Source organism: Streptomyces callyspongiae, from assembly GCF_047200695.1.
Taxonomy (GTDB): Bacteria; Actinomycetota; Actinomycetes; order Streptomycetales; family Streptomycetaceae; genus Streptomyces.
Genome location: NZ_JBJZOM010000009.1, coordinates 43,014 through 57,329 on the forward strand (window position 1 = coordinate 43,014; position 14,316 = coordinate 57,329).

General features: G+C 72.7%; 14 protein-coding genes. 2 read left to right on the forward strand and 12 right to left on the reverse strand.

Features of this window, described 5'->3' with window-relative positions:
- Positions 1 to 21: 21 nt before the first annotated feature.
- From ACL06G_RS10580 to ACL06G_RS10595, 4 genes are all read right to left on the reverse strand, one after another.
- Complete coding sequence (locus tag ACL06G_RS10580; RefSeq protein WP_412785743.1) at positions 22 to 1,371, reverse strand: cation:proton antiporter; 1,350 nt, start codon at positions 1,369 to 1,371, stop codon at positions 22 to 24.
- Between the two features lie 109 nt (positions 1,372 to 1,480).
- Entirely contained in the window at positions 1,481 to 1,921 is a 441-nt protein-coding gene (locus ACL06G_RS10585; RefSeq protein ID WP_412785742.1) for a DUF2752 domain-containing protein, read from the reverse strand.
- Positions 1,911 to 2,378 carry a TM2 domain-containing protein gene (locus ACL06G_RS10590; protein WP_412785741.1) on the reverse strand — a complete coding sequence of 156 codons (468 nt, stop codon included), beginning with the start codon at positions 2,376 to 2,378 and terminating at the stop codon, positions 1,911 to 1,913. Before ACL06G_RS10590 ends, ACL06G_RS10585 begins: the two co-directional genes overlap by 11 nt.
- A gap of 140 nt (positions 2,379 to 2,518) precedes the next feature.
- Positions 2,519 to 4,177 carry an AMP-binding protein gene (locus tag ACL06G_RS10595; protein WP_412785740.1) on the reverse strand — a complete coding sequence of 553 codons (1,659 nt, stop codon included), beginning with the start codon at positions 4,175 to 4,177 and terminating at the stop codon, positions 2,519 to 2,521.
- 98 nt (positions 4,178 to 4,275) lie between these two features.
- Here ACL06G_RS10595 and ACL06G_RS10600 point away from each other — a divergent pair, with 98 nt between their 5' ends.
- Together ACL06G_RS10600 and ACL06G_RS10605 are read left to right on the forward strand one after the other, a co-directional pair.
- Positions 4,276 to 5,136 (forward strand): helix-turn-helix transcriptional regulator, encoded by an 861-nt coding sequence (locus tag ACL06G_RS10600; RefSeq protein ID WP_412835767.1) that lies wholly within the window; start codon positions 4,276 to 4,278, stop codon positions 5,134 to 5,136.
- Between the two features lie 274 nt (positions 5,137 to 5,410).
- Positions 5,411 to 6,526 carry a threonine aldolase family protein gene (locus ACL06G_RS10605; RefSeq protein WP_412785738.1) on the forward strand — a complete coding sequence of 372 codons (1,116 nt, stop codon included), beginning with the start codon at positions 5,411 to 5,413 and terminating at the stop codon, positions 6,524 to 6,526.
- Here ACL06G_RS10605 and ACL06G_RS10610 read toward each other — a convergent pair.
- The 8 genes from ACL06G_RS10610 to ACL06G_RS10645 form a co-directional block, all read right to left on the reverse strand.
- Positions 6,438 to 7,061, reverse strand: coding sequence for a potassium channel family protein (locus ACL06G_RS10610; protein ID WP_412785737.1), 624 nt, complete (start codon positions 7,059 to 7,061; stop codon positions 6,438 to 6,440). The genes ACL06G_RS10605 and ACL06G_RS10610 overlap by 89 nt on opposite strands.
- A gap of 126 nt (positions 7,062 to 7,187) precedes the next feature.
- Positions 7,188 to 8,288, reverse strand: a complete 1,101-nt coding sequence (hypE, locus tag ACL06G_RS10615; protein WP_412835768.1) for a hydrogenase expression/formation protein HypE — start codon at positions 8,286 to 8,288, stop codon at positions 7,188 to 7,190.
- On the reverse strand, positions 8,281 to 9,417 hold the full coding sequence (hypD, locus tag ACL06G_RS10620) for a hydrogenase formation protein HypD (RefSeq protein WP_412835769.1): 1,137 nt from the start codon (positions 9,415 to 9,417) through the stop codon (positions 8,281 to 8,283). The genes hypE and hypD overlap by 8 nt, the downstream gene beginning before the upstream one ends.
- Positions 9,414 to 9,773, reverse strand: a complete 360-nt coding sequence (locus ACL06G_RS10625) for a HypC/HybG/HupF family hydrogenase formation chaperone (RefSeq protein WP_412785734.1) — start codon at positions 9,771 to 9,773, stop codon at positions 9,414 to 9,416. Before ACL06G_RS10625 ends, hypD begins: the two co-directional genes overlap by 4 nt.
- Positions 9,774 to 9,800: 27 nt before the next feature.
- Complete coding sequence (gene hypF, locus ACL06G_RS10630) at positions 9,801 to 12,227, reverse strand: carbamoyltransferase HypF (RefSeq protein ID WP_412835770.1); 2,427 nt, start codon at positions 12,225 to 12,227, stop codon at positions 9,801 to 9,803.
- On the reverse strand, positions 12,224 to 12,979 hold the full coding sequence (gene hypB, locus ACL06G_RS10635) for a hydrogenase nickel incorporation protein HypB (RefSeq protein WP_412835771.1): 756 nt from the start codon (positions 12,977 to 12,979) through the stop codon (positions 12,224 to 12,226). Before hypB ends, hypF begins: the two co-directional genes overlap by 4 nt.
- Before the next feature lie 3 nt (positions 12,980 to 12,982).
- Positions 12,983 to 13,372 carry a hydrogenase maturation nickel metallochaperone HypA gene (gene hypA / locus ACL06G_RS10640; RefSeq protein ID WP_412785731.1) on the reverse strand — a complete coding sequence of 130 codons (390 nt, stop codon included), beginning with the start codon at positions 13,370 to 13,372 and terminating at the stop codon, positions 12,983 to 12,985.
- Between the two features lie 127 nt (positions 13,373 to 13,499).
- Entirely contained in the window at positions 13,500 to 14,072 is a 573-nt protein-coding gene (locus tag ACL06G_RS10645) for a hydrogenase maturation protease (protein ID WP_412835772.1), read from the reverse strand.
- Positions 14,073 to 14,316: the final 244 nt, after the last annotated feature.

Here is a 14,316-nt window from a genome sequence, read left to right on the forward strand (position 1 = left end):
CCGACCGTCCGGGGCCGCCGGTCAGCGATCGGCGGACCGGCCGTCGCCCGCGCCCTCGGGCACCTCGCCGCGTGCCGCGCTCCCGGGCTCGCCGTCGGCACCCTGCTGCGCCTCCGGGACGCCACCGCTCCCGGCACCGCGCTTGCGGCGGCCCCTGCCGAACGGCCATCGCGGTCCGATGCCGTCGTCCGGAATGCCCACGAGCTCCTCGACGTCGAACACGCGGGCGATCGGCACGTCGGTGCTGCTGTGCGCGATGATCGAGAACGCGATGGTCACGGCGATGAGCGTGAACACCTGCTCACCGTCCGGGATGCCCGACTGCAGCACCAGCAGGCCGTAGACGACCGACGCGAAGCCCTTGGGCCCGAACCAGGCCGCGGTCAGCTTCTCGCGGCGGTCGAACTCGGTTCCCACCAGAGAGAGGATCAGCGTCAGCGGACGGATAAGGACGATCGTGAGGACGGCCACCGCGTACCCGCCGAACGACAGGTCGCCGAACAGCTGCGGGGTGAGCAGCGCACCGAACACCAGCAGGGCCGCGAACTTCGCCAGCTCGGCGAACGATTCACCGAGCGGTTCGAAGGACCGCTTCGCCTCCGGCGACACCGCGGCGAGTACCGCGCCGGCACTGAACGCGGCGAGGTAGGGGTTGGCGTGGGTGAGGTGGCACAGCGCGTAGAGCCCCACTCCGATGGCCAGCGGCAGCAGCGGCTGGAGCTTGGGTTCGGCACCCAGCAGCCGGAACCGCACCAGGCCGTTCACCACCAGAGGCGCCAAGACGCCGAAGACCAGGCCCAGCGCGAGCTCCAGAGCGATGGTGCCGAACGAGGCCTCCGCCGCGTGGCCGGTCGGCCCGGCGGCAGCAATGAAGATCAGCACGAACGGCAGAGCCAGTCCGTCGTTGACGCCGCTCTCCACGTTCAGCAACTGCCGCAGCCTTCCCGGCACCTCCTTGCGCCCGACGATCGCCGAGGCGAACACCGGGTCGGTGGGCGAGAGGACCGCTCCGACGAGAAAGGAGGTCGTCCAGTCCAGTCCGGTGAGGAAGTGCGTGAGCACCGCGATACCGAAGAAGCACAACGGCATGCCGAGGACGAGCGCCCGCGCCGGGTTCTTCCAGCGGGCACGCAGTTCGGTGAAGGACACGTGCATGCCGTCGGTGAACAGCACCGCGAACAGTGCGAGATCGGCGGTCGTCGCCACGATCTCGCTCTCCGGCGAGATGTGGATCAGCCCGAGGAACCCGTCGCTCACCAGAGCGCCGCCCACGAGGAACAGCAACGAGGTGGAGAGGACCGACCGGGCGGCCAGCCCGGACAGCAGAACGGCGATGAGCAGTGCCGCGCCGAACACCGCGACAAGAACCACGACAGGCCCCCGAAAAGGTCAAGTAAGAGTCAAGCCGACAGGCGTGACCCTATCCCGCCCTCGCCGTCACGGAGGCATGGGGCTGTCACCGGCGGCACAGGTGCGCCGCTCACGCGGGTCCCCAGCCCATCACGTTCCGGGCGACTGTCCAGGCCACGGCAGTCCCCAGGACGACAGCGACACCCCGGCGCCCCGGCGCGGGCCGGTAGCGGCGCCCGCGTGCGGCCTCCTGCACCTGCCGGGTCCACAGGTACGCGGCGGCCGGCACCCCGAGCAGCAGCAGGACCGCGTTGTCGTGGAACGCGGCGGCGACGTCCCCGTGCATCAGGTCGTACGTCATACGGGTGCCGCCGCAGGCGGGGCACCACAGTCCGGTCACGAACTCGAACGGACAACGGGGCAGCAACTGCCCCGGCCGGTGCGGATCGGTGCGGTAGAGGTACGCGGCTCCCGCAAGACCCGCGGCAGCCAGGCCGAGCGGCACGGCCGAGGGGTGCCGCGCCGCTCGCCGGAAGGTGCCCAGGCTCCCGGTGGCCGGCTCAGCCGCCACGCAGCACCCGGCCGTCGCTGTCGGTGGCACCGTCGCTCGTGAGCAGGATGATGCCGTCGACCAGCGACCAGATGCCCAGGCCGCCGCAGGTGAGGAGCTGGCCGATCGCCATACCGACATGTCCCGTGTAGAAGCGCCCGATGCCGAGGCTGCCGAGGAACAGCGACAGCACACCGGCAATGATGCGGGACTTCTCCGAATAGGGTCGCCCGTACCTGTCGTAGCCGTACGGCGCAGCGGGGTCGTAGCCGTAGGGCGGAGGAGCGCCGGGCGTCATGGGCTGTTGCGGGTAGCCGTAGCCGTAACCCGGCTGGGCGCCGTACGGCGGCTGACCACCCGGCTGCTGAGCACCGTACGGCGGCTGACCACCGGGCTGCTGAGCACCGTACGGCGGCTGACCACCGGGCTGCTGGGCTCCCGGCTGCTTCGCGTAAGGATTCTGGTTCGGGTCGGACATGCCGGAAACCCCCCGGGGGACGTGAACTGTGGTGTGCAAGGCCGGACAGCCTCGTGGGGGCACCATCCTGCCAGGCCCCGCCCGCCGGACCCACGTCCGGTGCCGCCTCCGGAACGGATGTGCACCAGGCAGACGGCCCGTCACACTCCCGGCTGCTGCTCCGCGGCGGACTCGCGGAGTTCGACCTTCCGGACCTTGCCGCTGACCGTCATGGGGAACTCCGTCAGGATCCGCACCCGCCGCGGGACCTTGTAGTGCGCCAGGCGGCCCTCGCAGTACGCGGCGACCTCCTCGGCCGTCGGCGGGTCGGCCGGGTCCGCCGGGATGACGCAGGCGAGGACCTCTTCGCCGTACCGCTCGTCGGGCACACCGACGACCTGCACGTCGGAGACCTTGGGGTGTGCGTGCAGGAACTCCTCGATCTCGCGCGGATACACGTTCTCCCCACCGCGGATGATCATGTCTTTGATACGGCCGGTGATGGCGACGTAGCCGTCCTCGCGCATCACGGCGAGGTCACCGGTGTGCATCCACCGTGCGGCGTCGACGACTTCGGCCGTGCGTTCCGGATCTTCCCAGTAGCCCAGCATGACCGAGTAGCCCCGCGTGCACAGTTCGCCCGGCTCGCCCCGGGGCACCGTGACCCCGGTGGCCGGATCGACGACCTTCACCTCCAGGTGCGGCAGGACGCGCCCCACCGTCGCAGTGCGGCGTTCCAGGTCGTCGTCGACGCGGGTCTGCGTGGAGACCGGCGAAGTCTCCGTCATCCCGTAGCAGATGGCGACCTCGGCCATGTGCATCTCGGCGATGACGCGCTTCATCACCTCGACAGGACACGGTGAACCCGCCATGATCCCGGTGCGCAGCCGGGAGAGGTCGTAGGAAGCGAAGTCGGGGAGGTTGAGTTCGGCGATGAACATGGTCGGCACCCCGTAGAGCGAGGTGCAGCGCTCGTCCTGGACGGCCCGCAGCGTCGCGGCGGGCTCGAAGGACGGCGCGGGGATCACCACGCAGGCCCCGTGGCTGCTGGCCGCCAGGTTCCCCATGACCATGCCGAAGCAGTGGTAGAAGGGCACGGGGAGGCAGATCCTGTCCTGCTCGGTGTAGCCGACCAGTTCGCCCACGAAGAACCCGTTGTTGAGGATGTTGTGGTGCGAGAGGGTGGCGCCCTTGGGGAAGCCCGTCGTGCCCGAGGTGTACTGGATGTTGATCGGGTCGTCGCAGCTCAGCTCTGCCGACACGGCCTTCAGCCGCTCGGCGGGTACCCCGTCCCCGGCCTCCACCAGGGCGTCCCAGTCGTCCGTACCGATGTGGACGGTCTCCCGCAGCGCGGGGCACTCCCCCGCGACCTCACGGGCCATGGCCCGGTAGTCGCTGGTCCGGTACGTCGTGGAGGCGATCAGCATCGCGACACCGGCCTGTCGCAGCACGTAGGCCAACTCGTGCGTCCGATAGGCGGGGTTGATGTTGACCATCACGGCGCCGATCCGCGCGGTGGCGTACTGGACCAGCAACCACTCCGGGCAGTTGACGGCCCAGATGCCGACCCGGTCGCCCCTGCCGATGCCGCGGGCGAGCAGGCCGCGTGCCAGCTGGTCGACGTCCTCGACGAACCGGGCGTAGCTCCAGCGCCGCCCGCTGGGGACGTCGACCAGCATCTCCGCATCCGGGTGCGCGGCCGCCGTCCTGTCGAGGTTGTGCCCGATGGTCTCCCCGAGCAGGGGCGTGTCGGACGTACCGCTCGCGTACGACGGCTCCGGCGAGGTCGTGCCGGTCGAGTCCGTGGTTCCTGCGGTCACCTGGGCCTCCTCCTCGTCCTGCGCTCTGCGTAGCATCGTGCAGGAGTGGCGCAGCTCTCACCACCCCCGGACGGGGGTGGCCGGTCCCGGGAGGTGTGGTGGACGCCGTCGAGCAGCAGGCCGTACGGGCGGCTCTGATCCGGGTCCTGCGCGGATCGGGGGCCCACGTGGCGTTCGCGGGCCTGTGCGGGGCGGAGGGCAGCATCGGCTTCCGTATAGGCGAGGGCACGGGCACCAGGACCTCCGCGCTCCGGGGGCTGACGATCGCGCCGGGCAGCGGTCTCGGCGGCAAGGCGGCCGCGCGGGCGCGCCCTGTCTCGGTCACCGACTACCGCACCTCCCGCGGCATCAGTCACGAGTACGACGCGGCGGTCGCGGCCGAGGGACTCCGTTCGGTCCTGGCCCTCCCGGTCATGGCCGGGTCCCACGTCCGGGGTGTGCTGTACGCGGCCCTGCGGTGTCCCGCACCCCTGGGCGACAGGGCGACGGACGCCGCGGCCGAGGCGGTGCGGGAACTGGAGCGGGCCCTCGACGCCCGGCGGCAGGCCCGGCGCGCCGCTGCCTCCCGGCGCTCGCTGTGCGAGGCGGGCGGGGCGCCGGGGCCGGACGCCTGGGAGGAAGTACGCGCGGCGCACTCCGACCTGCGTTCCGTGGCGGCCCGGTTGGCGGACGAGGAGGTGCGCCGGGAGGTGCTGGAGGTGTGCGACCGGCTGGCGGCCGCCCCCTTGCCGGACCGGCTGCGGGCGCCCGGGACAGCGCGGGAGGTCCGGCTGTCCCCGAGGGAGACGGACGTCGTGGCGTGGGTTGCCGACGGGGGCACCAACGCGGAGATCGCCGCTCGTGCCGGCCTCCGCCCCGAGACGGTCAAGGCCTATCTGCGCTCGGCGATGCGGAAGCTGGACACGCACACCCGTCTGGAGACGGTGGTCGCCGCGCGCCGCGCGGGACTGGTGCCCTGAGCAGCCCGGACCCGAGCCGGCTGCTGCGGGCAGAAGCAGTCCCCGGTGGTCCTCCGGTCCCTTCCGCCCGGGTCGTCGCCCGGGCTCCGTCACCGCAGGCCCGCCGGGGCCCTCACCAGAGCTCCGCCAAGGGTCTCCTGCCGGTGAACGTCTCCACCGGCGGTGGGGCTCTCCGGTTTTCTGGCTGTATTCCAGTTTCCTCCGCATATGTCGCACGTCAAGAGTCTGCGGCGAAGAACTGGGCCGCGATGCGGGCGGCAGGCAGAATCGGCGGATGGGCAAGCAGACGATGCGGCAACGGCGGCGGGCGGCGCTCGCACAGTGCGAGCGGGTGCTGTCCCACAGCAGGCGTCCGACCATGCGGCAGTATCTGGAGCGGCTGGCCGACCACGACCTCGACGGACCGCCGGACGCGTACGGTGACGGGCCGGTGTCCGTGCTGGAGCGGCGGGTCTCCGACCTGCTGGGCACGGAGGACGCGGTGTTCTTCCCGACGGGCACCATGGCCCAGCAGGTCGCGCTCCGGTGCTGGGCCGGCAGGACGGGGAACCCCACGGTCGCGCTGCATCCGCGCGCGCACCCGGAGGTGCACGAGGGCGGGGCGCTCCAGGCGGTGAGCGGGTTGCGGACGGTGCACCCGACCCGGGAGGAGCGGCTGCCGCTCGCCGGGGAGGTCCACGGCCTCGACGAGCCGTTCGGCACTTTGATGCTGGAACTCCCGCTGCGCGAGGCAGGCTTCGTGCTGCCCTCGTGGGAGGAGCTGACCGCGGTCGTGGGCGCCGCGCGCGACCGGGAGGCGGTGGTGCACCTCGACGGCGCGCGGTTGTGGGAGTGCACCGAGCACTTCGGACGGTCGCTCGCGGAGATCGCCGACCTGGCCGACAGCGTGTACGTGTCGTTCTACAAGTCCCTGGAGGGGATCTCCGGTGCCGCTCTGTGCGCCTCGGCGGACGTGGTGGCGGAGGCGAGGACCTGGCGGCACCGGTACGGAGGGCTGGTCTTCCAGCAGTGGCCCGCGGCGCTGGCGGCGCTGCACGGCCTCGAGCACGAGTTGCCGCGGCTGCCCGGCCACGTGGCGCACGCCAAGATCGTGGCCGCCGCCCTGCGCGACGCCCTCACCGACGAGGTGCCCTTCTTCCGGGTGCACCCGGTGATCCCGTGCACGCACCAGTTCCAGGTGTGGCTGCCGTATCCCGCACGAACGCTCGACGAGGCCGGAGTGCGGCAGGCGGAGCAGACGGGGACCGCGGTGTTCGGGCCGTGGCAGGACGCGGCGCTGCCGGGGCTGGCGACGACCGAGGTCACTGTCTCCGCCTCCGCCGCGGAATGGTCGGCCGACGACGTGGCCGAGGGCGTCGGGAGCTTTCTGCGCTTCGTGCGCGACCGCTGAGTTCGCCCCGCCCCCCGGACGGGGGGCGCCGGGCGATCAGGGTGCGGAACCGGGAGGAGAACGCGGCGGCGGCGGCCGTGAGGAAGACCAGGTTGTACACGAGCTGCACGAGGACGAGCAGCCGTGCCGTCTGTCCGCTGGGGACGATGTCCCCGTATCCCAGGGTCGCCAGCGTGACCACCGTGAAGTACAGGGCGTCCAGTCGCGTGGCGATCCCGCGGAACTCCCCCGGTTCCTCGGCGAGGTTGAAGTAGGCGGCGGCGAAGACGAGCACCGTGAGGCAGATCAGCAGCGGAATCATGAAGCCGGGGTGCACGCCCTCGCGCTCCTGGTGGACGTCCCGCATCTGCTTCAGGAGAAGGACGGTGACGGCGACGAGCGCGACACCGAACGCCGCCCAGCTGACGAGCGGGCGTTCGGCGCCGAAGACGTCGATGGGAAGCAGGAAGTACCCGGCCACGAGGACCGCCGTCACCAGCCCCAGCAGCGCCCACAGGCGTTCGGGGCTGCCGTTGTGGGGGCGCTCGGCGGTCATGTCCTCCCCTTTCCTCGTCTCGGGCCCGTGCCCGGGGTGCGGCGCGCGCACGGCACGCTCCCCGCCCGCCCGTCCGGCAGCGGTGCGTGGCGGACGGGCGGGGCGACGGGCTGTGTCACGGTCGATTCAGCAGATGCGCGGCAGTTGCTCGCCGACGGGCAGATCGACGACCCGGGTGCCGCCGAGTCCGGTACGGGCGACGACCATGCCCGGGTGGTCGGTGACGCACTCCCCCACGATCGTGGCGCCGGCGCCCAGCGGGTGCGCCCGCATGGCGGCCAGCACCTCGTCGGCGCGGTCCCGTGGCACGAAGGCGACGAGCTTGCCCTCGTTGGCGACGTACATCGGGTCGAGCCCGAGCATGGCGCAGGCCGCGGCGACCGGTTCGGGAACGGGCAGCGCACGCTCCCGCACGACGACACCGACCTGCGCGGCCGCGGCGATCTCGCCGAGGGCCGCGGCGACGCCGCCGCGGGTCGGGTCCCGCAGCACGTGGAGGTCGGGGGTGACCTCCAGCATCGCGGCGACCAGCCCGGGGAGGGCGGCGCAGTCGCTCTCGATCTCGGCGCCGAACTCCAGGCCCTCGCGGAGGCTGAGGACGGCGATGCCGTGCAGGCCGATCGGCCCGCTGACGATCACCACGTCGCCGGGTTCGGCACGCTGGGGGCGGATGTCCACGCCCTCCGGGACCAGGCCGATGCCGGAGGTGTTGAGGTAGATCCCGTCGCCGCGGCCGGACTCGACGACCTTGGTGTCGCCGGTCGCGACCTCCACGCCGGCGGTACGGGCCGCGGTGCCCAGCGCCTCGGCGACGCGCCCGACGACGGACGTCTCCACGCCTTCCTCCAGCACGAAGCCGCAGGAGAGGTAGGCGGGCCGGGCACCGCTCATGGCGAGGTCGTTGACGGTTCCGTTGACGGCCAGGTCTCCGATGCTGCCGCCGGGGAAGAACAGCGGCCTGACGACGAAGGTGTCGGTCGAGAAGGCGATCCGGGCGCCGCCCAGCGTGACGGTCGCGGAGTCGGCCAGGGCGGACAGCGTCTCACCGCCGAAGGCCGGGGCGAACACGTGCTCGACGAGTTCGGCGGAGAGGGCGCCTCCGCCGCCGTGCCCCATGACGATGCGGGGGTGGTCCCGCAGTGGCGCCGGGCAGGTCCACCGGGCGGGGTCGGGCAGCGGTGCCGGGGCGGATGCGGCTCGGCTGCGTTCTGCGGTGGTCTCAGCCAACGGTGGTCGCCTCCTGCGGAGCGGTGTCGTTGCCGGTGGGGCCGCCGAGCCGGCGGTAGAGGTAGTACGCGGCGCAGGCGCCCTCGCTGGAGACCATGGTGGCCCCGAGGGGGGTGCGCGGGGTGCAGGCGGTGCCGAACGCCTCGCACTCGTGGGGGGTGATCAGTCCTTGCAGCACCTCGCCGCTGCGGCAGGCGGCGGGTTCCTCGGTGGTGATGCCGTCGACGTCGAAGCGGTGCTCCGCGTCATGGGCCCGATACCGCTCGGACAGCCGCCACCCGCTGTCGGGGATGACACCGATGCCGCGCCAGGCGCGGTCGGTGACCTCGAAGACGTCGGCGAGCATGGCGCGTGCCGCAGGGTTGCCCTCCGGCCGGACCGCTCGGGCGTAGGCGTTGTCGACGGTGTGTTCGCCGCGCTCCAGCTGCCGGACGGTGCGGCGCACGCCCTCCAGGATGTCGAGGGGTTCGAAGCCGGTGACCACGATCGGCACCCGGTGGCGTTCCGCCAGTTCCGGGTACTCCTCGACGCCCATCACGCTGCACACGTGACCGGCGGCCAGGAAGCCCTGGACCTGGCAGTCCGGCGCGTTCATGATCGCCTCGATCGCGGGCGGCACCCTGACGTGCGAGACGAGCAGGCTGAAGTTGCCGATGCCGAGTTTCCGGGCCTGGTGCACCGTCATGGCGTTGGGCGGCGCTGTGGTCTCGAACCCGATGCCGAAGAAGACCACTTCGCGGTCCGGGTTCTGCTGGGCGATGCGGAGCGCGTCCAGCGGGGAGTACACGACACGCACGTCGCCGCCCTCGCTGCGGACCCGGAACAGGTCCCGGTCGGTGCCGGGCACGCGCAGCATGTCCCCGAAGGAGCAGAAGATCACTTCGGGGCGGGAGGCGATGGCGAGGGCCTTGTCGATGACCTCCAGCGGAGTCACGCACACCGGACAGCCGGGGCCGTGGATGAGGCGGACCTGCTCGGGGAGCAGTTGGTCGATGCCGTGGCGGATGATGGTGTGGGTCTGCCCTCCGCAGACTTCCATCAGTGCCCAGGGGCGGGTCACCGTGGCGTGGATGTCGTCCAGGAGGCGCCTGGCGAGGTCCGGGTCCTGGAATTCGTCGATGTACTTCACCGGTCCGCCTCCTGCGGTGTCGTGGCCCCCGGGGAGGTGGCGGCCGGCTCCGGGGGCCTGTCGGCGGCCGGCGGCAGCGGGGCGCCGCTCTCGTCCGCGGCCTGCTGCCACGGGTCACCGAACTCCTCATCGAGCAAGCCCAGTTCGCCGAAGAGTTCCAGGCTGCGGCGAGCGGACTCCTCGTCCAGCCGTTGCAGCGCGAATCCGACGTGGACGATGGTGTATTCGCCGACCTCCAGGTCGGGCAGGTACTCGAGGCACACCTCCTTGACCACGCCGCCGAAGTCGACGTCGGCCATGCGGGTGCCGTCACGTTCGGCGATCGCGAGCACCTTGCCGGGTACCGCCAGGCACATGGGCCCTCCTCACTGCAGCTGCTGGATTCACGGGTGGTGTTCTTCGGCAGGTCGGGGCGCGGCAGGTGACGGACCGCCTTCGCGAGCGGCGACGACGAGCTGTCCGAGCGCCAGTCCTCCGTCGTTGGGGGGCACTTGCCGATGGGTGAGCACGGTGAGGCCGTCCTCCCGCAGGCCGCGGGCGCATGTGGTGGCGAGGATGCCGTTGGCGAACACCCCGCCGCTGAGGGCGACGGTGTCCGTGCCGTGCCGTTCGGCTGCCTCGGCGCACACCCGCCGCACCAGACGGGCGACCGCCGTGTGGAACCGGGCGGCGAGCAGCCCGGGCGGTTCGCCGGAGCGCACCGCGTCGACGGTGGCGGCGAGCAGGGGGGCGGGGTCCGCGCGCAGCGGTTCGCCGTTCCCGCGGTCCGCCAGAGCGAAGTCGGCTCCGGGGTCACCGCAGGGGCCGTGCTCGGTCAGGTGGTTCCAGGCGGCCGCTTCGAGTTCGACGGCGGCCTGGGCCTCGTAGCCGGCGTGGTGGCACAGTCCGACGAGGGAGGACACCGCGTCGAAGAGCCGGCCCATGCTGGAGGTGGGGACGCAGTGCAGTCCTCGTTCGACCTGCCGTGCCAGCAGCCGGAGTTCGTCGGGGGTGCAGGCCGTCACGGGTGGCAGGTCGGCGTCCCAGGGCAGTCCGGCGGCGTGCAGATGCGCCAGTGCCATGCGTCGGGTGTGCCGAACGGCCGCGTCGCCACCGGGGAGGGGAGCGTACGCGAGGTGGGCCAGGCGGCGGTGGCCGTCGTAGTCGGCGAGCAGGAACTCGCCGCCCCACACGGCGCCGTCGTCGCCGTAGCCGGTGCCGTCGAAGGCGACTCCGACGACGGGCCGGGTGCCGTCGAGTCCCGCTTCGACCATCGCGGAGGCGATGTGGGCGTGGTGGTGCTGCACGGTGCGCACGGGTCTGCCCGCGGCGTGGCGTCGTGCCCAGGCGGTGCTGCGGTAGCCGGGATGCCGGTCGGCGACGAGCAGTTCGGGGGTGACGCCGGTGAGGTTCTCCAGTTGCGCCTGGGCGGTGGTGAAGGCGTTGAGGGTGGCCAGGTCGTCCATGTCGCCGTTGTGGGCGGAGAGCCAGGCGCGGCGTCCTGCTGCGAGGCAGAAGGTGTTCTTGAGGTCGCCGCCCACGGCGAGTACCGGCTGGACGGGGAACGGGAGGGCGACAGGGAACGGGGCGTGCCCGCGGGAGCGGCGTACCGGCAGCGGTTCGCCGTCCACGACGCGGAACACCGAGTCGTCGCAGGGGACGTGGATCGGCCGGTCGTGGGTGAGCCAGGCGTCGGCGATGCCCGCGAGGCGGGAGAACGCCTCGATGTCGTCGGTGACGATGGGTTCGCCGCCGAGGTTGCCGCTGGTCATCACGAGCAGCCGGGGGCCCGGCGGGTCGCCGGGGAGTCCCAGCAGCAGGTGGTGGAGGGGTGTGTAGGGCAGCATGATGCCGAGGTCGGCGCAGCGGGGGGCGACGTCCTCGGCGACGGGCGGGGCATTCTCCGGCACCTGCCCGGGCGGGCGGCGGCGCAGCAGGACGACGGGCCGCTGCGGCCCGGTGAGCAGGTCCTTCTCGGCGGCGTCCAGGTGCACCCGTGGCGCGATGTCCGCGAGGTCGCGGGCCATGAGGGCGAGCGGTTTGTCGCCGCGCTCCTTGCGGCGGCGCAGCCGGCGCACGGCAGCGGGGTCGGAAGCATCGCAGGCGAGGTGGTAGCCGCCGAGTCCCTTCACAGCGACGATCGCGCCGCGGGCGAGCAGCCGCCGAGCTGCGGCCACCGGCTCTCCGTCCGTCTCGCCGTCCGCCTCGCCGTGGCCGAGGACGAGGCGGAGCCGGGGGCCGCAGTCGTGGCAGGCCACCGGCTGGGCGTGGAAGCGGCGGTCGGCGGGGTCGGCGTATTCGCGGGCGCAGGGGTCGCAGAGCGGGAAGCGGGCCATGGTGGTGTGCGCGCGGTCGTAGGGCAGCGCCGTGACGATGGTGAAGCGCGGCCCGCAGTGGGTGCAGGTGATGAACGGGTGGCGGTGACGCCGGTCGGCCGGGTCGCGCAGCTCGTCGAGGCAGGCGGAGCAGGTCGCGGTGTCCGGGGGCACGAGGGTGCGGGCGGTGCCGTCGGCCCGGGACTCGCGGATGGTGAAGCCGTCCGCCGCGGTGGGTTCGAGGGGTTCGTGGTCGACGGACTCCACCACGGCGAGCGGGGGCGCGTCGGAAGCGACGCGTGCGAGGAAGGCCGCGACGTCGCCGGGGGCGCCCTCGATCTCCGCGACGACACCGTGCCCGGTGTTGGCGACGTGGCCACTGAGCCGGAGCTGCGTGGCCAGCGCGTACACGAAGGGTCGGAAGCCGACGCCCTGGACGACGCCGCGCACGGTGACCCGGCTCCGGCGGCGGGGGGCCGGGTCGGCGACGGTCGTGGTGGAGGCGCCGGAGGTCATGGGTGGACGTGCTCGGCGTGTGTGTGGCCGTGGTCGTGGCCGTGTGTGTGGCCGTGGTCGTGGGCGCTGCGGGTCATCACGGGCTCGTGGACGGCGGCGCCCTCGTGCACGGCCAGCGCGCGGTCGAGGAGTTCCCCCGCGCCGTCCCCGGTGCGCGCGGAGGTGAAGAGCACCTCGACACCGGGGTTGACCTGGCGTACGTGGTCGAGGAAGGCGGCGCGGTCGAAGCTGACCGCGGCGGCGATGTCGTACTTGGTGACCACGACGAGGTGGGCGAGGCCGAAGGCGGTGGGGTACTTCAGCGGCTTGTCCTCGCCCTCGGTGACGGAGGCGAGCGCCACCCGCAGCGACTCCCCGAGGTCGTAGGAGGCGGGGCAGACGAGGTTGCCGACGTTCTCGACGAACAGCAGCCGGGTGCCGTCCGGCATCCAGCCGTCGAGGTGGCCGCGGAGCATGTCCGCCTCCAGGTGACACAGTCCGTCGGTGCACACCTGTTTGACGGGAGCTCCGGAGCGTGCCAGGCGCACGGCGTCGTTCTCGGTGGCCAGGTCGGCGGTGAGGGCGGCGACCGGAACGCGGCGCTGCCGGGCGAGGTCCAGTTCCGACTCCAGCAGGGCGGTCTTCCCGCTGCCGGGGCTCGAGAGCAGGTTGACGGCGGTGGTGCCGCGTCCCGCTAGGTACGCGCGGAGGTCCTGGGCACTGCGGTCGTTCTTGGCGAGTACGGCCTGCTGCAGGTCGACGGCACGGCACATGGGTCAGCTCTCCTCGGGCACCCGGTCGTCCGGGGTGTGTCGGTGGCGTTCGGAACAGGCGAGGGCGGTGACGCGCAGTTCCCTTCCGGCGAGCAGTTCGGTGTCGCCCGAGTCGCACTGCGGGCAGAAGAGGAGCGGTGGCATCCCGGTGGCCCAGACGTGGCCGCAGGGCGTGCAGCGGGCGCGGCCGGGCACCGTCTCGATGTGCAGCTCGGCGCCTTCCAGGACGGTGCCGGCGCAGGCGAGTTCGAAGCTGAAGCGGAGTGCGTCGGGAACGACGCCGGCGAGCTCGCCGACCTGGAGGCGCACCGACTCCACGGCCCCCGTGACGTCCTCGGGCGGGGCTTCCTCGACCTGCTGCACCACCGCCAGCGCGATGGACATCTCGTGCATCCTGGCCTCTCTCGGTGGAACGTAGGCCGACGGGTCCCGGTGCGGCCCCGGCCGTCCATTACAGGTCCGGAGGAAGGCGGGCCGTGCCTGACACGCCGCCGGGAGGGGCGTGCCTGGCCCGATCGGCTCATACGGCCGGGGCGTCGCCCCGGCGTGCCGGGAAGCCCGCTCCGTCCCGGGGGGCCACGAGGTCGTCCACGAGTCCCCGCACGAGGTGGGCAGCGTCCTCGACAGCGGCGGCGACGGGGACGGAGAGGCCGATTCCCTCCTCCAGGGAAGCGGGGACGCAGCCGACGATCAGGACGCGGCGCGGCCCGGTGCCGCCGACACCCTCGGTGAGGGTGCCGAGCAGGCCCAGCACCGCGTCGGGCGTCATGCGGTGCCCGTCGACGGCCGCTCCGGCGTCCGGCTGCTGCTGCGCGAGGTCCGGTTCGAGGACCCGCAGCGTGCCGGGCGGTTCGTCGCCGGGCACCGCGTCGACGAGCACGACGGCCCGGTAGCCGTCCAGCAGCTGGTAGGCGAGGTGGACTCCGCGGACTCCGGTGTCCTGCACCTCGACTCCCGGGGGCACCTCCCACTCGGCCAGGCGGCGCGCGACCTCCACGCCGAAGCCGTCGTCGCCGAGGAAGATGTTGCCGATACCGGCGACCAGCACGTCGCGGTCCGTTCCGGCGGCGGCTCCGGCCGCCGCGGCCGTCACTCCTCCTCCGGAAGGGCCAGTTCGTCGGGCTGGAAGTACCAGAAGCGCCGTTGCTCGCGGCGCAGTTCCGTGGCCGGATCGCCCTCGACCGTGACGGCGAGGTGGATTCCGCCGTCCACGTCGTGCAGGACCTCCTCCACGACGGCCGGGCGGTCGTGGAGGAAGGCGTCCTGGGCGTCCGTCCGGCGGCTCCCCGGGCGGAGGACCACCCGGTCGCCGGCACCCACGGGAACGCCTTCGACCG